The sequence below is a fragment of the Hyphomicrobium sp. genome (genome assembly GCF_019753045.1).
GTDB lineage: Bacteria > Pseudomonadota > Alphaproteobacteria > Rhizobiales > Hyphomicrobiaceae > Hyphomicrobium_B.
On the sequence record NZ_JAIELN010000008.1, the window covers coordinates 91,188 to 110,754 of the forward strand.

General features: G+C 58.9%; 19 protein-coding genes. 10 read left to right on the forward strand and 9 right to left on the reverse strand.

Annotated elements, in window-relative coordinates; all coding sequences use genetic code 11:
* Positions 1-88: 88 nt before the first annotated feature.
* From K2Q04_RS10530 to K2Q04_RS10545, 4 genes are all read left to right on the forward strand, one after another.
* Positions 89-1,378, forward strand: coding sequence for an SDR family oxidoreductase (locus tag K2Q04_RS10530; protein WP_291162990.1), 1,290 nt, complete (start codon positions 89-91; stop codon positions 1,376-1,378).
* Positions 1,375-1,845 carry a DUF2269 domain-containing protein gene (locus K2Q04_RS10535; RefSeq protein ID WP_291162992.1) on the forward strand — a complete coding sequence of 157 codons (471 nt, stop codon included), beginning with the start codon at positions 1,375-1,377 and terminating at the stop codon, positions 1,843-1,845. The genes K2Q04_RS10530 and K2Q04_RS10535 overlap by 4 nt, the downstream gene beginning before the upstream one ends.
* Positions 1,846-2,019: 174 nt before the next feature.
* Complete coding sequence (locus K2Q04_RS10540) at positions 2,020-2,874, forward strand: SPFH domain-containing protein (RefSeq protein WP_291162994.1); 855 nt, start codon at positions 2,020-2,022, stop codon at positions 2,872-2,874.
* 2 nt (positions 2,875-2,876) lie between these two features.
* Positions 2,877-3,143 (forward strand): hypothetical protein, encoded by a 267-nt coding sequence (locus tag K2Q04_RS10545; RefSeq protein WP_291162996.1) that lies wholly within the window; start codon positions 2,877-2,879, stop codon positions 3,141-3,143.
* A 116-nt stretch (positions 3,144-3,259) separates the two neighbouring features.
* On the opposite strand, the gene K2Q04_RS10550 is transcribed toward K2Q04_RS10545, so the two are convergent.
* Together K2Q04_RS10550 and K2Q04_RS10555 are read right to left on the reverse strand one after the other, a co-directional pair.
* On the reverse strand, positions 3,260-3,499 hold the full coding sequence (locus K2Q04_RS10550) for a hypothetical protein (protein WP_291162998.1): 240 nt from the start codon (positions 3,497-3,499) through the stop codon (positions 3,260-3,262).
* A gap of 438 nt (positions 3,500-3,937) precedes the next feature.
* Positions 3,938-4,123 carry a hypothetical protein gene (locus K2Q04_RS10555; protein ID WP_291163000.1) on the reverse strand — a complete coding sequence of 62 codons (186 nt, stop codon included), beginning with the start codon at positions 4,121-4,123 and terminating at the stop codon, positions 3,938-3,940.
* A 358-nt stretch (positions 4,124-4,481) separates the two neighbouring features.
* Here K2Q04_RS10555 and K2Q04_RS10560 point away from each other — a divergent pair, with 358 nt between their 5' ends.
* Positions 4,482-4,982 (forward strand): hypothetical protein, encoded by a 501-nt coding sequence (locus K2Q04_RS10560; protein ID WP_291163002.1) that lies wholly within the window; start codon positions 4,482-4,484, stop codon positions 4,980-4,982.
* A gap of 148 nt (positions 4,983-5,130) precedes the next feature.
* A complete protein-coding gene (locus tag K2Q04_RS10565; RefSeq protein ID WP_291163004.1) occupies positions 5,131-5,460 on the forward strand; it encodes a hypothetical protein in 330 nt (109 codons plus the stop codon).
* Positions 5,461-5,511: 51 nt separating this feature from the next.
* Here the strand turns inward: K2Q04_RS10565 and K2Q04_RS10570 are convergent, their stop codons facing one another.
* From K2Q04_RS10570 to K2Q04_RS10585, 4 genes are all read right to left on the reverse strand, one after another.
* On the reverse strand, positions 5,512-5,790 hold the full coding sequence (locus K2Q04_RS10570) for a hypothetical protein (protein WP_291163006.1): 279 nt from the start codon (positions 5,788-5,790) through the stop codon (positions 5,512-5,514).
* A 147-nt stretch (positions 5,791-5,937) separates the two neighbouring features.
* Positions 5,938-6,261 (reverse strand): hypothetical protein, encoded by a 324-nt coding sequence (locus K2Q04_RS10575; RefSeq protein ID WP_291163008.1) that lies wholly within the window; start codon positions 6,259-6,261, stop codon positions 5,938-5,940.
* A gap of 86 nt (positions 6,262-6,347) precedes the next feature.
* On the reverse strand, positions 6,348-7,610 hold the full coding sequence (locus tag K2Q04_RS10580; RefSeq protein WP_291163010.1) for an efflux RND transporter periplasmic adaptor subunit: 1,263 nt from the start codon (positions 7,608-7,610) through the stop codon (positions 6,348-6,350).
* A complete protein-coding gene (locus K2Q04_RS10585; RefSeq protein ID WP_291163012.1) occupies positions 7,600-10,788 on the reverse strand; it encodes an efflux RND transporter permease subunit in 3,189 nt (1,062 codons plus the stop codon). The genes K2Q04_RS10580 and K2Q04_RS10585 overlap by 11 nt, the downstream gene beginning before the upstream one ends.
* A 274-nt stretch (positions 10,789-11,062) precedes the next feature.
* On the opposite strand from K2Q04_RS10585, the gene K2Q04_RS10590 reads away from it, so the two are divergent.
* Positions 11,063-11,986 carry a LysR family transcriptional regulator gene (locus tag K2Q04_RS10590; RefSeq protein ID WP_291163014.1) on the forward strand — a complete coding sequence of 308 codons (924 nt, stop codon included), beginning with the start codon at positions 11,063-11,065 and terminating at the stop codon, positions 11,984-11,986.
* A 21-nt stretch (positions 11,987-12,007) separates the two neighbouring features.
* Here K2Q04_RS10590 and K2Q04_RS10595 read toward each other — a convergent pair whose 3' ends face one another.
* Entirely contained in the window at positions 12,008-14,287 is a 2,280-nt protein-coding gene (locus tag K2Q04_RS10595; protein WP_291163016.1) for an ABC transporter substrate-binding protein, read from the reverse strand.
* A 337-nt stretch (positions 14,288-14,624) separates the two neighbouring features.
* Here K2Q04_RS10595 and K2Q04_RS10600 point away from each other — a divergent pair, with 337 nt between their 5' ends.
* Positions 14,625-15,509 carry an SDR family oxidoreductase gene (locus K2Q04_RS10600; RefSeq protein WP_291163018.1) on the forward strand — a complete coding sequence of 295 codons (885 nt, stop codon included), beginning with the start codon at positions 14,625-14,627 and terminating at the stop codon, positions 15,507-15,509.
* 249 nt (positions 15,510-15,758) lie between these two features.
* Here K2Q04_RS10600 and K2Q04_RS10605 read toward each other — a convergent pair whose 3' ends face one another.
* The gene (locus K2Q04_RS10605; RefSeq protein ID WP_291163021.1) at positions 15,759-16,658 is read right to left on the reverse strand and encodes an alpha/beta fold hydrolase; all 900 of its coding nucleotides are present in this window, start codon (positions 16,656-16,658) and stop codon (positions 15,759-15,761) included.
* Between the two features lie 356 nt (positions 16,659-17,014).
* Between K2Q04_RS10605 and K2Q04_RS10610 the strand changes: the two genes are divergently transcribed.
* Complete coding sequence (locus K2Q04_RS10610) at positions 17,015-18,130, forward strand: beta-ketoacyl-ACP synthase III (RefSeq protein ID WP_291163024.1); 1,116 nt, start codon at positions 17,015-17,017, stop codon at positions 18,128-18,130.
* 32 nt (positions 18,131-18,162) lie between these two features.
* Here the strand turns inward: K2Q04_RS10610 and K2Q04_RS10615 are convergent, their stop codons facing one another.
* Complete coding sequence (locus K2Q04_RS10615) at positions 18,163-18,879, reverse strand: DUF1345 domain-containing protein (protein ID WP_291163027.1); 717 nt, start codon at positions 18,877-18,879, stop codon at positions 18,163-18,165.
* Between the two features lie 247 nt (positions 18,880-19,126).
* On the opposite strand from K2Q04_RS10615, the gene K2Q04_RS10620 reads away from it, so the two are divergent.
* Entirely contained in the window at positions 19,127-19,558 is a 432-nt protein-coding gene (locus tag K2Q04_RS10620; RefSeq protein WP_291163028.1) for a response regulator, read from the forward strand.
* Positions 19,559-19,567 lie beyond the last annotated feature (9 nt).

Below are 19,567 nucleotides of genomic sequence, written 5' to 3' on the forward strand. Positions count from 1 at the left end.
GGATCTTGAAGGCATGCGACTGCAGACACTCCGCAATGTTGAATTGGATTTGTTTTCAGATCGGCGCCGTGAGGCTATGCAGTAGTCCATGCGCATCTTGGTGATTGGGGCCTACGGACTGGTGGGCGGCTATGTGACTGCTCGCCTCCTCGGTGAAGGCCATGAGGTCGTCGGCCTTGGCCGTGAGACCAGAGTCGCGAGGCGTCGGTTTCCAAAGGTTCGCTGGGTGGACGCCGACCTACGTGACATGACCGCCGACCGATGGGCGGCGGCGCTCCTCGGCAGCATCGACGCGGTGGTCAACTGCGCGGGCGCACTTCAGGACAGCCCGCGCGACGACCTTCGAGCAGTTCACGTCCGGGCCGTGACCGAGTTAGCTCGCGCTTGCGAGCGGCATGGTGTGCGCCGGTTCGTACACATCTCGGCGGTTGGCGTCGAACGCGGCGAGGGACGTTTCCAGCACACGAAGCACGAGGCCGAAGCAGCGCTCCGGGCCACGAATCTCGACTGGATCATTCTCAGGCCCGGCATGGTGCTCGCGCCGGCAGCCTATGGCGGAAGCGCCCTGCTGCGGGGCCTTGCGGCGTTTCCTTTCGCCATCCCGGCCATAAGGCCCGACGCCATCGTCCAAGTCGTTTCGGTTGACGACGTCGCCCTGGCCGTGGTTCGCGCGCTCACGGTCCCAACGGCCGGATTCACGTGCGATCTGGTTTCTGCGGAAAGGACGAGCCTCGGCGACATCCTGCGCGCATTCCGATCATGGCTCGGCTTGCCGGATGCGCGAGTGATCGCGGCACCCCCATGGGTCGCCGCGCTGGCGGCGGTGCTTGCCGATGCGCTTGCGTGGCTAGGATGGCGAAGTCCGATGCGCTCGGCCGCAATGCGCCAACTCGCAGGTGGCGTGACGGGAGACAGCGACGAGGCGAACTCGCGCCTGGGCTTCTCGCCGCGCGGTCTGGTCGAAACGCTTTCGGGTTGGCCTAGCGGTGTGCAAGAGCGGTGGTTCGCGCACCTGTATTTCCTCAAGCCCACGATGCTGGCCACACTGGTGGCGTTCTGGGCGGTCTCGGGCGTCGTGGGTTTCGCGAGCCATGCCCGCGCAGTCGAGTTGCTGACCGACGCTGGAATCCCCGCAGGTATGGCCGACGCATTCGTGGTCGGCGGAAGTATCCTCGACATTAGTCTGGCCATTCTCGTCGCCTTCCGCGCCACCGCGCCCCTGGCGTTGCGCGCCATGATCCTTGTGACGGCCGGATATCTTTCGGCTGCAAGCGTGTGGGTTCCACAACTGTGGGCCGATCCCATGGGGCCCCTTGTGAAAAGCCTGCCGGCGGCAGTGCTCGCGCTGGTTGCTCTGGCGGTGATGGACGAGAGATGACGCTTTATCTGCTCCTCAAGACGCTGCACATCATCGGTGCGACCGTTCTCCTCGGCACAGGCGCGGGTATCGCCTTCTTCATGCTGATGGCCCACCGCACGGGAGATTCACGCCTGATCGCCCACACGGCGGGGGTGGTTGTCATCGCCGACGCACTGTTCACCGCGACGGCCGTCGTGCTGCAACCGATCACCGGCGGCGGGCTGGCGCTGCTCGCCGGCTATCCGCTGTTCGGCGGCTGGGTCGCCCTGAGCTTAGCGCTCTACGTCGTCGTCGGCCTGTTCTGGCTGCCGGTCGTATGGATGCAGGTGCGAATGCGCGACATCGCCCGTGACGCGGCCCAAAGAGCCGTGAGCCTGCCGCCCAGCTACTTCCGTCTGTGGCGTCTCTGGTTTGCGTTCGGATTTCCAGCCTTCGCGTCCGTGCTGGTCATCGTCTGGCTGATGATCAGCAAGCCCAGCCTGTAGGCGCCGGTTCCGCGCAGGACGATCGGCAAGCCGGATTCGAAACTTGCCCGTGGCCTCATTTCAGGGGAGCTGATCAACTGCTGTCCGAACATTCGGACTGGTGGCATACCCCCTTATTGTCACGTCCTGAACTATCAGTTTAAATTGCGCTGAGAATATCGGTGGGGGGAAATGATGACGACTGTTGTTCTTTCGATTCTAGCTGTTTGCCTTTTCGTCATCTTTCTTAGTTTGAAGATCGTTCCCCAAACGGAAAATTGGCTTGTCGAGCGCATGGGGCGGTATAGCCGAACCCTAAGCGCCGGCGTTCACATCGTTACGCCGTTTATTGATCGCATCGCGCACAAGGAAAATATTCTCGAACGCCAGTTGCCGGTTAAATCGGTGCCGAGCATCACGAAAGATAACGTCCAAATCGAAATCAAACTCGCCATTCTCTATCGCGTGACGGACGCCTCCAGAGCTTGGTACCGAATCAAAAATATCGACCAGGCAATCGAGACAATCATCACCGGCATCGTTCGAAGCACGATCGGCAATTCAGACCTCGACGATGTTCAGTCTAACCGTCGCGTTCTTTCAGATACGATCGAGGCTGAGATCCAGCACGTCACTGAGGAATGGGGTATCGTTCTTACGCGGGTCGAGATTCTAGACGTTGAAGTTGATGCCGAAACAAGAACGGCAATGCAGCTGCAGTTGAATGCTGAACGCACGCGCCGGGCTCTCGTTCGTGAAGCCGAGGGCAAGAAGCAAGCCGCCAATCTCGCTGCCGATGCGGAGCTCTATACGGCACAACAACAGGCGCAAGCCCAACGCGTTCTGGCCGATGCGCAAGCCTATACGGTCAAGACCATTGCAGAAGCCATTAACAATGGCGGGGAAGCTGCGATAAACTTCGACATCAAGAAAATCCAAGCTGAGGCTGTCAAAACGTTAGGGACACAGCCTTCGACGAAGTTGATCCTCCTTCCGTCGGACTTGCTCGAGACGCTGTCTTCAGTCGCCGGCAAATTGGTTCTGAAATAATGATGGATCTCCAACCTTACGAAGTGGCCCTAATCCTCGGCGTCGTGATCTTGGCGCTGGAGATGCTGACCGGCGTGTTTATCTGTCTCAGTCTCGCGATTGGCTTATTCAGCGTCGCGCTGACGGAATTTCTAACTCAGAATTTCCATTTGGAGCGAGACGTCCTAATTTTTGCAGTCGTCGCGATGGGAGCCTTCATCGGATTGCGTTTAACTTTTCGATCGAAGGGCGATGTGAAAACCACCCGCGAAGACGTGAACGATTATTGAGGCCGAAAAGGCAATTGGCTGTCTCGCATTTCCCTTCGAGAGGGCGGGCGGCTTCGCCCAACCGCCTCGCAGGAATGTTTAAGCCCGACGCAATTTCTTAGGATCCGGCAAGCTCCTCAGGCGGCGCGCCAGTGGTGCAATTGCACGCTCTCCATTAGCGCTTCGGGCGCAACCCAACCTCTCAGTACGGCCTGGCGTAGACGTTCTGGTTCCCTAATGCCTGTGTCGGCGGCTTCGAACAGCCGATGGATCATGTCGTAGACGGTGATCTGTAATTCGCGGTCGGCAACCTCCGTCACAAGCCGATCGAGAACGCCATAAAACGAGTGAAGCTCTTCCGTTGTATAGCCGTACATGCGCATTGAATTCCCTCACCGCGATGACCCGGCAACCCCCCGTTCCGAATCACGCCAACGAATGTGACGGAATCAGAATCGGATTCTAAGCGCTGTACTCTTTCGGACTCTCCCACAGGGAACGCACGGTTTCTTAACAGCTTTTCCTCGGCACGCGATTTAAGGGGCGCTCACGATTTAGAAAGGATTTCAGACCATTAGTTCCATCATTGTTTTGCGTACCCAAACAAGAGGCGGCCATCTTCGGGTGGCCGCCTTTTTGTTTCGGATCAGGTGGTCGTTGGCTGCGCGGAATCTGACGCTGTTGGCGAGACCAGCTCAGCGCAGTGGCTTGGCGTACCTCTCGCAAGCGTTATGCAGGGACGAGTGTGCGGCTTCGCCGGTGGACCGAGTCACGAGGCGGCGTCATCGCGGCATCGGCTCTAACCTGCGCTTCGGCTAGTACTCGTCGTCTTCTTCGACGCGGTAATTGTAGGGCATGTTCCCGCAGTATTCGGTAGCTGCCCTTTGCGCGTCGTCCCAAGTCTCAAACGCGCTGCCTATCGTCTCCGAGCCACCGCCGAAGCATCCTTCGACGTCATTCTGGCAATTCTCGCACCACACGATGACTTTGAATTTCTGCATGTTGGCTTCTCCCCGTTAGAAAAGCCCCACGGCGCTGCTCCCATTTTGCGCGCAAGTTCTGCAGTCTGAAACGCGAGTATTCTTTGTCGCCCGACGGCAACTTATAATACTGGTTTGCGCGCATTTTCCTCGCGTTACGGTCCGATGACAGACTCGGATTGAGGCTACCATTTGGCGAGGAGACTAAACGTGACCGGGCCGTAACACTTCGCGGCAAAAGCGAGGCGGTTCTTCGACAGCGTCCGCAGAGATGCGCATAAAGTCACATCAGCCGGCAGCGAACTCCGCACGCCACAATCTGTCTGCTACGATCTGTTGCTGCGCTGGCGGCAACATCTGCTTCGGGGAGCCAAACGCCGTGAATTCCAGATCGATTGCTGTTCTTCTTGCCTTGGGTGTTGTCTCCGTCCATGGCGGCGCTGAGGCTTGCACGCTCAACGAGATACAGAAGGCGGATATGCGGCTCGGCCTTTGCAGGCAGCAGGTTGGAATAGCGACCGGCTATGCGTGCACGACACTCGTCATGCGATCGCAAGTTGCCGACCAATTCCAGCAGATCGATTTGGCGCGGCGCTGCGGATTCAACGCAGAAGCCGAGAAGCTCCAAAAGTTCTACAACGAGACGACTCCGCTGGTCGCTAAATTGTATGAGTGCATCGATACTGCGATCGATCGCCCGACGGTCGAGAAGCAGGCGAAGGAAGAGGTCGACAAAGCGTTATCGAAGCTCGAGCCCGGTTGCTCGAGCGAGTTGAAAGAGAAGATGGCGAAGCGGCTGCCAACGCTCATCCAGATCGATCAGAAATCGCTTCGCGAGATGCAAACGATCGCTTCGCAAATAGGGTTGACGCCCAATTAACGGATACTGATCAGAGGATTCCGCGCTCGCTCAGACGCGGGCGCTCAAGGGTTTGTTGACCTTACTTTTGCTCGGATCGCCGCAAATTAACGGCGTCTTCTAAGCTCCTCCCTTAATGCAGGTCGTGAGTGCATCTGGGAGAGCCCCTTTGTCCTACAGAACATGTGCCGCCGCGCTGCTCGCGGCTTTGAGTTTTGCTGTCGCTACGTCGGCTGAAGCCCGCCATCGCCGATGCGATTTCGATCCTTACGGGTATCGCGCGCCGAGCCGCTGGTGCGGTCGTGAGGGCTGGGGCTTCTATCCGGCTTACGGGTTCTATCCTGCCGGTAGCTATTACGCGCTGCCGCGTTATCCCGTTTATGCCGTTCCGGTTCCGGTGCCTGTTCCGGTTCGGGTTCGCGCGTATCCGACCACCTACTGCTACTTCGACAACGGATACGATTTCCGTCCACGCCGGGTCTGCGTGCCGGCCTGGTGAGCTAGGCCGGGCACGTTTTTTTTTGATCGCTTGGCTTAATCGGCCTGGGGCTTAGCGGAAGCGCAGCCAGTCGAGAGGACGTGGCCCGCGGCAGAAGCTGCGATGGTGCAGATAGTAGCAGCGGCGGCCATCGTAATAATCGTCACGAGCGAATGGGTCGCCGGCGTAGGTATAGAATCCGAAGTGCGGGCCGTAGGGCGGTCCGTACCTGTGGTAACCGAGGCGGAAGGGCTGACATCCGTCGCACCGATGCCGGAAATGCGCATCGGCGGACGGCACAAGCGTCGCCAGACCCAATACAAAGCTTGCGACGCCTAGAAATTTCAACATGCGTTGCCTCTCATTCGTCTGCCTACCCCCTTTTTAGTCGCCGGTTTCCGATGGGGATGCAACGGCGACCGCGGGAATTGGCAAACGGCGCGACGCAAAGGTTGTCTTCATTTGATTAAACCGTGAACCTCGCGGTCATTTATAGGCTCACTGCAACCCCGGCGCCGAAGGGTCATGAGGCGGCGCCGTTCCTTCGGGGCCGCTGCCTTGTTCGCCGGAACTCGCTCCGCCGCCTGAGTCCGCAGGCAAGCTTATTTCCGGGGGCGGCTGCTTCTCGATGGGCACGTCCGGCGAAGTCGGCGAGATCTCGGCATTCTTTTCGCTACCCGGTCCAACCTTGCCGGGCTCGATGCTTTGAGCGCCGCCTGGCGCATTTGCAGGGACATTATTCGCCGACGGTTCCGCACGCAGCGGCGAATTCAGGACGATCGCGGCCACCAGCGCGGTGCCGGTAAGAAATCTGACCCTCATGAGGACATGATCCTTCCATTGCTCCATGCGCTGGAAACGCATGGCCCAACTCGCGTGTTCCCCACTATTCGAGGTCTCGTGGACCGTCACCCCTTATTCGGTGGAGTCGGCCCGTTCGACGATGACGGTGCCGTCGAGGAATTCGGCCGTTCCTTGACGTTGACGCGGTCGCCATCGACGATGCCATCGGGAATGCTTTCGATCACCCGATCTTCCGGGGCGAGGCCGGACGCGACCTCGATCGTCGCGCCCAAGTCACGGCCAATCGTGATCGGCTTGAGGAGCACCTTATTGTCGGTGCCAACCGTCGCGACACGTAAACCTTCCTTGTCGAACAGGATAGCGCTCGCCGGGATGACCAAAACGTCGTGTTTGTTGCCGACCGTCAAATGGACGCTGGCATAGGCGCCCGGCATCAGCTCGCCGGCGGTGTTGTCGACGACGAGCTGCATGCGCGTCGTGCCGGACGCGGCATCGACGGCGCCCGAGGAGGCTTCGACCTTCGCCTCATACTTCTTGCCGGGCCGCTCGGGGACAGTCAGCACGCCGATCGTGCCGTTCGGAATCATCGGCACGTAGACCTGGGGCACGTTCACATAAAGCCGCAGTTTGTGGACGTCGGCGACCACGAACATTTCCGAGCCGGTGGAGCTGCCGACGTTGATCAAATTTCCAACGTCGGTATTGCGCACGGTCACGATGCCGTCGAACGGCGCGATGATGCTTTTATATTGAGTGAGGGCCTTCAGCCGGTCGACGTTGGCCTGCGCCGACTTCACCAGCGCATTCTTCGATTCAAGGTCGGACAGCTTTTCATCGGCCTGCTGATGTGTGACGTAGCTGTTCGGCAGAAGCGCCTGGAAGCGTTGGTTGGTAACAGCGGCAAGGGCTGCGTTGGCCTTGGCGTTATTCAGGTCGTACTCTGCCTGAGACAGCTGCTGATCGAGATCGGGCGCATCGATTGTCGCGAGAACATCTCCCGTTTTTACGCGCGTGCCGATGTCGGCGTTGCGGCTCGCCACATAGCCGCTAACGCGCGCGAAAAGCGCAGCCTGATAGTAGGCATCCAAGCGGCCCGGCAGGTCGAGCAAGCCTATGCTCTGCTGAACGGCGGGCGTCGCAACGGCGACCGTCGGAATGGCGCGCGTGGCGGACTTATTCTTCAGTTGGGCGATGCTCTCTTCGCGGCTCGTGATGCCGGTAAAGGCAAGGAAGGCCGCGCCACCGATGAAAAGGAGGGCGAGCAGGGGCATCTTCCAGCGGGATCGCCGCCGAGGCTTCTCAGCCGGATTTTCGGCCGAATTTGCCGGCCGGGTCTCTGGTGGCTTCACCAAGGGCTCATGCTGCATGAAATTCTCCTGGGATTGCACCTTGCGGCGACGATGAGCTTGCGGACTTCCGCCGGTGCATCAGGCTGAAAATGATCGGTACAATGAATAACGTGGCAGCCGTCGCGAACAAGAGGCCGCCGATCACCGCGCGGCCAAGCGGGGCATTCTGTTCGCCGCCCTCTCCGAGGCCCAAAGCCATCGGCGCCATGCCGATAACCATGGCAAGAGCAGTCATCAGGACGGGACGGATGCGGACGAAGCCGGATTCAAGCGCGGCCTGGATGGGATCGCCATGCTCTGCCAGCCGTTCCCGTGCAAAGGTCACGACCAAAACGGCGTTTGCGGTCGCGACGCCCATGCACATGATAGCTCCGGTCAGTGCGGGCACCGACAGCGTGGTTCCCGTGACGAACAGCATCCAGACGATGCCGACGAGAGCCGCGGGGAGCGCCATGATGATCACGAGCGGATCGCCCCAGGATTGAAAATTCACGACAATGAGCAGGTATATGAGCACAATGGCGCCGAGGAGCCCAAACAACATTCCGGCATAGGCATTGTTCATCGTGCGCACCTGGCCCAGGAGTACCGCGGTCGCGCCTTTCGGAAGATCGGCTTTGGTGGCATCGACGATTTTCTGGATGTCGGCTGCAACGGCACCGAGATCCCGGCCTTCGGTCGTCGTGAGGATCTGCACCATGGACTGGATGTCGTATTGCGAGACGACGGCGTTGCTCGTCATGCGATCGACACTTGCGACGGCTCCGAGAATTTGAGGCGCGCGTGCGTCGCTGGCGGTGATCGGCAAGTTCTCCAGAGACGTCAGCGTGTCGAGCTTATACTGCGGTGTCTGGATGACGATCGGATAGGTTACGCCGTTCGCCTTGTTCAGCCAGTAAACGGGATTGACCTGACTCGTGCCGGCGAGGCTCGTGCTCAAGCTCGTAGTGACGTCCCGCTCGGTCACGCCGACATACTGGGCGCGCGAACGGTCTACGTTCACCTTGAAGCCCGGGTTCTCTCGCGATTGCTGAATGCGCGCGTCGGCGACCCCCGGGATCAGTTTGATTTGCCGCAAAATCTTTTCAGCATAGTCGAAATTCGGGCCAAGCTTCGGCCCTCTAATTTGGAGATCGATGGGTGTTGGCGCGCCGAAGTTCAAAATCTGACTGACGATATCGGCCGGCAGGAACGAGAAGGTCGCGCCAGGGAAACGCTTCGGCAGTTCGTCGCGCAGTTCCTTGACATATTCGGCCGTCGGCCGATGGTCCGGATTGAGCGCCACTTGGATATCGCCATCCTGCGGCCCGATCACGCCGGTGTTGTTATATGACATGTTGATGCCGCTGACCGGAATGCCGATGTTGTCGACCATGGCGCCGAGGTCTTTCGGCGAGATGATTTCACGAATGGCATCTTGGATTTGCGCAAACGTTCGCGCGCTCTCCTCGACACGCGTGCCGATATCGAGCCTTACGTGCATTAGAATCTGACCAGAATCGACCCGAGGAAAGAAGTTGCGGCCGAGATAGGGTACCAGCAAGAACGACGCGCCGATAAATCCGAACGAGAAGATCAAAACAATCGTTCGATGTGCGAGCGCGCTTTCGAGAAGGCTGTGATAGCCGCTACGCATTGCTTCGAAGTGATGTTCGAATGCGCGCTGAAAGAGAAGGAACGGATTGCGCGTGGGCCTTCCGTGTCCGTCGGGATCGTGCGTCTTCAGCAGGTACTTGGCCATCGTCGGCACGAGGGTGCGCGACAGTATGAAGGATGCGACCATGGCGAACACGACGGCTTCCGCCATCGGGACGAACAGAAACCGCGCAACGCCTTCCAGGAAGAACATGGGGACGAAAACGATACATATGCAGAGCATCGAAACAAATGCGGGCGTCGCGATCTGATCGGCGCCGTCGAGGATGGCGGTCTCGACGTCCTTTCCTTGCTCCAGATGGTAGTTGATGTTTTCGATCGTCACCGTCGCTTCGTCGACGAGAATACCGACGGCCAGCGCCAAGCCGCCGAGCGTCATGACGTTCAGAGTTTCGCCGAGCGCCGACAGCATCGCTACCGATGCCAGCACGGCTAGCGGAATCGAGGTTGCGATGATGACCGTCGAACGGACGCTACCCAAGAAAAGAAGGATCATGATGCTCGTCAACGCGGCAGCAAGAATGCCTTCGTGAATGACGTTCTGCACGGCCGCGCGGACGAAGATCGATTGATCTCCGAGTAGAGATATCGTCAGCGCATCGGGAAGCCCCGGTTTGATCTCCTGGATCTTGTCTTTGATGCCTTGGATGATGGCGAGCGTGGAAACTGCGCCGTTTTTCAAGACCGACAGCAGAACGGAGCGGTTGCCGTTGACATGGACGATATTCTGTTGCGGAGGATTTCCGTCGCGGACGTGGGCGACATCGCGGATGTAGACCATCGCGCCGTTGACGGCCTTGATCGGCAAGTCGCCCAAGGCACTGATGTCGGACGGCGCATTGTTCAGCTGCATCGTATATTCGGTGCCGCCGATTTTCTGGGTGCCGACCGGATTGATGAGGTTCTGGGCGCCGAAGGCGTTCGAGACATCCTGCGCGGAGAGGCCCTTCGCATGGAGGGCAGTGTCGTCAAGATCAATCTGGATCTGGCGCGTCTTGCCGCCGAATGGATAGGGGACGGCGGCTCCTGGCACCGTCACGAGCCGCGTGCGGATGTTGTTCAGGGCCAGGTCGGACAGGTTCTGTTCGGTCAAGCCGTCGCCGCCGAGTGCGAGCTGCACTATCGGCACGGTCGAAGCGCTATAGTTGAGAATGAGCGGCGGTGTCGCACCGGGCGGCAACTGCTTCAGGATGGTCTGCGAAACCGCGGTCACCTGTGCGTTGGCGGTGCGGATATCGGCGCCGGGCTGGAAGAAGATCTTGACGATACCGATGCCATTGTACGAGTTCGCCTCGATATGTTCGATATCGTTGACGGTCGTCGTCAGGACGCGCTCGAACGGCGAAACCACTCGGCCCGCCATCTCATCAGGAGGCAGCCCCGTATATTGCCAGACCGTCGCGATGACGGGGATCCGAATTTCGGGGAAGATGTCGATCGGCGTGCGAAAAGCCGCCAATGTGCCCGTGAGAAGAATGAGCAGCGCCAACACGACGAATGTGTAAGGCGACCGCAGCGCTATACGCACCAATGCAGCCATGCTTCAGAAAACTCCACATCGCCGGCTAGAATTCAAAACCATCTGACGCGTCAGATACAAAAACAGGATAGGGCTTCGGTTCCGTCTGTTGACACGCATTACTTATCGGCGACGAAGGTCGCGGTTCAATTACAGTCCGCTACCTTCATCTACGCTCGTTAACGGAGACACAAATCAATCGCCCGACCGGCAGAAATGGGGGTCTACAGCTCATCTGTCCAATAGTATGTTGGGATGTTATTATTCTGGTTTATAGATTAATCGGACGCGTTGGATGGATCTCAAGCAACTTGAACATTTCGTCGCTGCCGCAGAAGAGCAGCATTTCACTCGGGCTGCGCGCAAGATGAATATCGTTCAGTCCGGGCTTTCGGCCTCTATTCGGGCGCTCGAGCAGGAAATGGGCGCACCGTTGTTCGTCCGCACTACGCGGCGGGTGGAGCTGACGGTTGCGGGCCAAGTGCTCTACGAGAGGGCTCTGCAGATCATTGCCGGCGTAAGAGACGCGCGTCGCGCGGTCGCGGCTATCAGCGGCTTGGAGCGGGGCTCACTGAGCATCGGGACGTGCGCCAGCCTTAATGCCTTTTTCGATCTTCCGCTCTTGCTCGGAGAGTTCCACAAGCTGCATCCGGATGTCGAAATTCGTCTCTGCCACAGCACCGCAGCGAAGCTGATGGACAAGGTAAAGGATGGCAGCATCGATTTGGCGTTCTTGCCGCTCTACGAAAAGAGCCGGGAAATCGTGTCGATGCCGATAGCATCCGATCGTCTGGTCGTTGCCCACCCTTTGGGGCATCCCCTCGAGGGACGCGAAAGCGTTTCGCTTCACAGCCTCGCCGGCGAGACGTTTGTCGACTTTCAGCTCGATCAGGGAACGCGGCGCATCGTCGACCGGGCATTCGCCGCCATCAACGTCTCGCGCAAGACGGCGCTGGAGGTTGGCGATGTGCAGGTCCTGCTCGATCTCGTCGCGCGGGGCTTCGGCATCGCCCTCGTCCCGTACACATTCGTCATGGCGCGGGCCGCGCTATCGACGACACCCAAGATCGGAATTACGGCGCTCAGAAAGCCCGCGATCAAGTGGGAACTCGTCGCTGCATTCAGCGGCCGCGCGGGAGCGGCGCAATCGCGCAATCCGGCCGTCGCTGCCTTCACCGGGGTCTTGGACAGGGTTCGCTCGGAGAAGATACTTTTCTGAGCGTGCCCGGCGCCGGCAACTCTACGCAGAGCTCGCGAGATAGACGTAGTAGGCCATCGCCGCGACCATTACGGGAACCGCTACGATGTGAAGGAATATCAGGCCCGTTTTCAGCCAGCGGATCGGTTCGACCCTCTTGTTCTCGCGCGCAATCGTGATGGCGATGATCACGCTCAACATGAAGTAGGTGAACAGGAACATTCGATCGGAGAGCGTTTCGATGTTGGCATCGATCTTCGGCAGCGCGAGATACAACGCGACAGCCGACAGCAACGCTGTGACCTGTATCGTCACGATCGCTTCGAAGTGATGCGTCGAGATGAAGATCGACAGATAGGCGATGATCAGGATGAAGGCCAACGGCACGACGACCCTGAGAAAATAGTCCGTCGTTTCGCGTTTCATCAGCCATGCGAAGCTGGCTTTATAAAATGGAAATACGCTCGGCTCGAGTGTTTGTGCGTCGACGGTGCGAACGAAGTCCACGTCGTATCCAACATACTGGTCCCTCGCATCCCAGCCATCCACCTTCACCACATGGTCTCGCACCTGCTGCGGTGGAGGCTGAACGATGAACGGCGTGTTGCCGGGCTTCGGCCGGAGGTCGATCGAAAAGCGCTGCGTATCGAACGGATAATTTCTGAGGTCGGGCGCGTAAACGAATTTGCCCGTCACCTGATAGATTTTCATATGGTCGGGATAGGCGGCGCTTTGGCCGCCGTCGTGAATGGCGCGGACGGTGATCTGGCGTTCGTTGGAGCCGGGCTCGAGATAGGCGTTGGCGAATTCGATCTGCTCGATCGAGGCGCCGCTCCGGTCATTCATCGACAAATAGAAGTCTGCGAAGAAGGTCTTTTCGGAGTCGTCGATGCGTTCGGCATGGATGAGATCTATGTCGGCGTAAAGCGTGTCGATCCTTTGCAGGCTCTGATCGCGGAGGTGAAGGAACTGGATCGGTGCAAGCTGCGGGCGGCTGCGGCCGCGCGGCAGCATGACGATCAGCGGTGTCCGGGCTGCGGCGCGAGATCCCGGCTGGAACGACCAATTGTCGAAGCGTCCCTTGAAGATCCCGCGGCCAGATGCGTATCCGGTCTTAAGCCGGTTGACGATCAGATTGCGAACGTCGGGTATCTCCGCGGTGATTTCCGCGGAGCGCGCCGCTTCCGCGATCAGACTGACGACATCGGCATATTGTGAGCCGACCGACAACGCACGTATGTTGGGAGTATCGAGGACGTTGAGGGGAATATCCTCGTCTCTCGGCTTGCACGTTCCGTCCTTCCAGCCGGGCGCACTTGAATTTTTCGCGCCCTCGAAAATCCATTGGCTCGGATATGGCGTGCTCGAAATGAGTTCGCGCAGCCTCTCGCTATAGCCGTCGGGAAGCTCGTTCCAGGCAAGCTGATAGACATCGTTCGCGTAGGCGTCCGCGCCTTGGTTCGTGACTGAATCGACGCGGCCGGTGACGAACAGCGGCGGCGTGAAGCCTGCGTCCTGAAACTGCTTTACGACGTCCTTCATGCGGTCGCCGCCGACTGCGAGGAAGACGATCCCGACATTTTTCGACTTGAGGTCCGCGACGGCGGCGGCGAGTTCAGCCGGATCGAGCTTGTCGGCCGTGAGTTGCAGCCGATGGTCGGCGACAAGGCCTCCGGTCAGAAACTCTTTAAGGCTGTCACTGAAATTGGTGCTTCCAAGCAAGGATTGGATGCCGATGAAGGCGGGCCGTTCGAAATGCGCTAGCTTCACAAACTCGGCGATGACCGGCATGCGCTCCTCGTCCTCGGAGGCGCGAGTCGTGAAGACGTTGGGGTAATCCTTGATGAGGTCGGTTATCGATATGTCGGAGATGAACGGAATGCCGGTCGCCTTCAACTCCTTGCCGTTCGCATCGAGTGCCGCCTTGGCGCGGGTCGAGTTCGATAGGCCGATCATTGCAATTGTCTGGGGATCGGAGATGGCGGCCGCCATATTGTCAATCGTGGTCTGCGGCAGACGCTGATCGTCGAGAATGTTTAAAACGACCTTGCGGCCGGCAATTCCGCCATCCTGATTGATGCGGTGCTGGGCCATCGCAGTGAGACGTTTGATAGCCTTCATTTGTCCATTGTCGTAGCAGTCATCGTTTCGCGATGTGACGAAGATCGGCATGACGAGGGGAGGGCGCGCTGCGGCTTCCGCTTTATCCATGGCTTCCGCAATTGATGGCGCGTAGGCGCCAGTAATCAACAAGGTTCCGAAAGCGGCAACGGCCTGCACGGCCGATGCACGGCGAAGAACGTTCGCGCACAATTCAGACAAAACTGATCCCACGTTTCCCACCCGCTACTGATTTGGGCATCTGGCACTCCGGACCGTCCCAGTTCCCCGTCTGCTGCGCTTCGGTGCGTTCCCCGCGCCAAGGCGCTTATAAAGCGCTTATAATCGTTCGAGCCAGAGAGGGTAAGAATTTGGTTTGTATGGGGCGTATTCGGGGTCGGCTGCCGCAATTGCGGAAATTGTCATCGGCATGTCTTGAGGAAAAACGTCGGGGACCACCCCCGGGGGAAGCTAGGGGTTATTCGCCTTGCGGGTAGGCAGGGGTTTCCCTACGCTCGGTTCCGTACAAATTGGAAGCACTACGGGTTCGACTTAACAGATGCAGAACAATTCGGCGTCATGGCGTTCGCTGCTTTGGCCATGGCGCTCGCCCGCTGATCCAGACGACGTCAGGGAGGCGCGCAAAGCAGTCGCGCACTTAAAGCCGGGAGTCGTGATTACGGGCGGGGCGAGCGGCATCGGACTGGCTCTTGCGCAGCGTTTCATCGAGGCCGGACATGAAACAGCCATCGCCGGGCGGACCCAATCCAAGCTCGAAGCAGCTGCCGAGCAACTCAAGTCGCGCACAGGTTCATCGGTCACGACGATTGTCTGTGATGTCAGTCAGCCGGATGCGCTGGACAAGATAACCGCAGGCCTCGGAGGGGCCGGGCTTTATCTCGACGTGCTCGTCAATAACGCCGGGATGGGTCTCGCCGGACCATTTCTCAGCCATTCGCAGGCTGATCTTTCGCGCCTCATTGCGATCAATATCGAGACCGTGACGCGTCTATCACGGGCAGTGCTGCCCGATATGCTGGCCCGTCAACGTGGCGGTGTTTTGAACGTCGCGTCGCTCGGGGCAGATGTCCCCGGGCCGAACCAGGCGGCTTACTATGCAAGCAAATCATATGTCGTTTCGCTGACGGAGGCGATTGCCAGCGAATACTCCGGGCAGGGGGTCAGGATTTCCGCTCTGCTGCCGGGGCCGGTCAATACGGCCTTTCATCAAGAAATGGGGGCTGAGCAGTCGCTCTATCGTTGGGTGTTACCTTCGATGTCGGCCGATAGCGTGGCGCGGAGCGCTTATCGCGGCTTCATGTTCGGCAATCGCGTGATTGTGCCGGGCATATCCAATATTTTCTTCTACGTCGCGCTCAAGGTGCTGCCGCACACAGTCACTGTACCCTTTGTCTACTGGCTTTTGCGACGGCCGAATATTTAAGACCGCATTAAGATGAAGGCAGGGCGTCGCAATAATTGCGAACGTTTGTATTATAGCAACTAATTTCGGGCTAAGTGTATATGGGCTCTGGAATGAGGTTTCGCGTATCTGGAGTTCCCGACGCGGCTGCGCTCAGCGGGTTGAACGGGCTCCTTTGAGCTCGAGAGGACCGGCGCGTGGCCGCGCTGCATTTCGACGTGACGACGGCGCAGCGTGCAACCGCTTTTTGCTACCGTCACGCTGCCTCGATCATGCCGCCGCCATCGCTCCTGCATTTGCGGCGACTGCTCCGCCGATGCTCTCAGCAATGCGCGCGACGAAAGAGCGGGTCTTTTCGACGACCACGTGGCGCTCCTTGTCGAGCGTGACCATGTGATAGCTGTCTTCCAGTACGACGAGATCGACCGGTGCCGTTAGATTGGCCTGCACATAAGTGGCATTGTTCAGGTCGGCGTAGTCGTCCTGGCGCGAATGGACGATGAGCGTGGGCTGATCAATTCGGCCAAGAAGCTTTTTTGCGGCCGATACGAGACGGCGATGCTCGAGCAGCATAGCGCCGGGCGTGCCGACCGTTCCGAGGTCTGAGCCGTCGGACGCCGCGAGTGCGGCACGAACGAACTCACGTACGCGCGGGCATTTGATGCCGAGCGAGGCCGCGTCGGGAAACTCCATCATGTTTGCCATCCAGCGGGTGCGGACGAGCGAGAAGAACTTCGTGTACCAGGGCATTGCCCAGCCGTTGATCCAGAGCGTCGGCGAGAAGAGCGCGACGCCCTGTACCTTGTCGCGGTTGTTGGCTGCGAGATGGAGCCCGATGATGCTGCCGAGGCAAAGGCCGCCGACGATCACCGTGTCGCATTCTTTACTGATTTCATTGAGCGCCGCTTCGGCGCTCTGATACCAGTCCTGCCAAGTGGTGTTGACGATGTCCTGACGGGTGCCGCCGTGGCCCGCAAGCGTTGGGCAATGCACCGTGTATCCCGCGCGGGCGAGGCCCATTGCGACGAAGCGCATTTCAGCGGGTGTGCCGCAGAGACCGTGGATCAGCAATACGCCGACTTTGCCGCCCGCGATGCGATGGGTCGTATCCCTGGCAACCGTGGGGGTTAGCGAGGCGGCGGGCGTCAACTTGGTGATTTCAGCGGACATGGACTCGTCTCCCTGTGGTCTTCGGGACGAGCTTTAGGTTCGGGGTGGAGGGCGGTCTGTTCCGCGGGCGACAAGCCGATGGGGCCGAAAGGAAAATCCTGCGCGATGAGTTCCCGGGGGAACAAGCGCAAAGCTCGTGACTTGCCCGCGGCATCGACAAGCGGCAAATCTGATGGCAGAGGGAGCATGCGCGGGGGCGGGCGCGGCTCTTCGGGGGAAGCCGTTAACAGCCGTTTTTAAAGTTAAAGCGCTGTCATTGCGTGCGCCGGCGGAAAGCGCGGCATGCTAGTGACATCCAAACGACAAGAAAAAAGTGGGCTCTGCAACAGGCCCACCAAGGGAAACTGGAAACGTACGTGCAGCAACCTGTCATCGCCGCGACCGGGATCTACATCCCGCCACAAAGCATTTCGAACGACGAACTCGTTACGGCCTTCAACGCCTATGTCAGCGAGTTCAACTCTGTTCACGCGGCTGCCATTGCTGCCGGAGACGTCGCGCAGCTGTTACCGTCCTCGTCGGAGTTCATCGAGAAAGCATCAGGCATCAAGTCCCGGCACGTCGTGGATAGGGATGGAATTCTCGATCCTGCGATCATGCGCCCACGTATACCCGAGAGGCCGAACGAACAGCTTTCGGTTCTTGCGGAGATGGCGGTTCATGCCGCGCGCGACGCAATCGCAAATTGGGGCGGCGATATTCGCGACATCGGCGCCGTCATTTGTGCGGCGTCGAACATGCAGCGGCCGTATCCGGCGATGGCGGTCGAAGTTCAGAACGCGCTCGGGATCGGCGGCTTCGCGTTCGACATGAATGTCGCTTGCTCGTCTGCAACGTTCGGCATCAAGACCGCGACCGACTTCATTCGCGGCGGCTCTCCGAAAGCTGTCCTCGTCGTCAATCCCGAGATCTGCTCGGGCCACCTCAATTTCAGGGATCGCGATAGCCACTTCATCTTCGGTGATGTCGCGACGGCTGTGATCGTGACTGACGCCGCTTTAGCCGAAGGCGGATGGACTATCCTCGGCACGCGTCTCAAGACGCAGTTTTCAAACAACATCCGCAACAATTTCGGATTTCTGAATCGCTGTGCTCCGGAAGGAATTGGCGCGGCGGACAAACTTTTCGTGCAGGAAGGACGGAAGGTTTATCGCGAGGTCGTGCCGATGGTCATCGAGATGATCATCGAACACGCGCGCGATATTGGCATCGACCACAAAGCTCTGAAGCGGCTCTGGCTACATCAGGCGAACATCAACATGAACGAGATGATTGGCCGAAAGGTTCTGGAGCGCGAGCCGATGCCCGGAGAAAACGTCATCATTCTCGATACCTTTGCCAATACGAGCTCGGCTGGGTCGATCATCGCCTTTCACACCGCCAGCGGCGATCTCGTTCGCGGCGACACCGGGCTCATCTGCTCTTTCGGGGCGGGTTATTCCGCAGGCACGGTTTTCGTCGAGAAGCGCTAGCCGAAGCAGCGCCCGAAGCGAAGATCAGAGCATCAAGCCAAGCTCGCCGCGAGATTGATCGTGAGGGCGAGAATCATGGTGTTGAAGAAGAAAGAGACGATGGCGTGCAGGATCGTCAAACGACGGATCTCTTTGCTGTTGATGATGACATCCGATGTCTGGGACGCTGCTCCAAACGACGTGGCGAAATAGAAGAAATCCCAATAATCCGGTGTCGTATCGGCCGGAAACGTCAAGGGGTTGATGCCTTTTGCGCTTTGTTCAGAGAAATGGTTGGGGGCGTAGTACTCGTGCGCGTAGTGAAGAGTGAAACTCACCTGAGTAACTAGCCATGAAATGACGATCGTTGCGGCGGCGAGGCCAACAAGGAGTGCCTTGCCTTCGTTCGACGCCGCCTTGGCTGCGGAGATCAAACCGAAAATCGCAGCGAAACTCGAAAATATTGCGAGAAGAACAAGCACCAAAATGACGACGCCGCTATCATCCTGGCGTGCTGCTCGGGTGCGTATTTTGTCGGAATGGCATTGCAGCATGACCGTGAATGTCATCACGAGATACATCGCGCCGCTCAGACACCAGGCCATGGCCTCGCGAACGGAAGCGTGAAGCGAAGACGGTAGTAGGAAGAGCGCGAGCACGCCGACGGCTGCGGCGAGCAAAACCCTCGGCCTCAGGACCAGGGAGCGGCCGATCGATCGGGGGCTGTACCAATTCGCTCTCTTGCGAGCCGTCCTGATGGGGTCGTTCATACGGGGATCGCAAACATCTCTGGAAAGGACGCCTAGGCCGCAAGCATACGGCACGCCCCGGATATGATAGGGATTGATCCGGTTCGTTCAACGTACATTACGCTTAATTGGAGCCGATTCTGTGGGCTCCGGCTACCGCTCTCAATGCCTAGACCGACAAGCCTAGAGCCTCCCGCTGACTATGCCTTAATTCAAAAAGCGCCTCTGATTGCTTGGTGAAACCGGCGAAACGGAAGGAGGCCGCGTGATGTCCACCACTAGGCCAGCGACGGCCATTGGTTGTGCTCCGCTGGCATCGGCTGGGCTGTCCACGCGCCCGCTGATCGCAGTAATCGAAGATGACTATCGCTCGTCCATGGCGTTGAGCATGCTGATCGATGACTGGGGGTATTCCTGCATAGCCGCGCGCTCCTGCCTCGAAGCAGTCCAGACTTTGGGGCATCGGCTGAGCAATGTTTCCGCAATCATTACGGACATCGAGATTGAGGGCGAGATGCGGGGCGTCAACGATGCGCTCGCGCTTGCCGCGATGATCGGACATCCAGTGCCGACGATCATCACGACCGGTCATTCCGACATCGTTTGGGTCACATCGCCATTCCCGGTTGTCGGGAAGCCGTTCGATCCCGACATTCTGCATCGATGGCTGCTGCACAACCTCGGGCCCACACTGCAGTAAAAAGTGGGT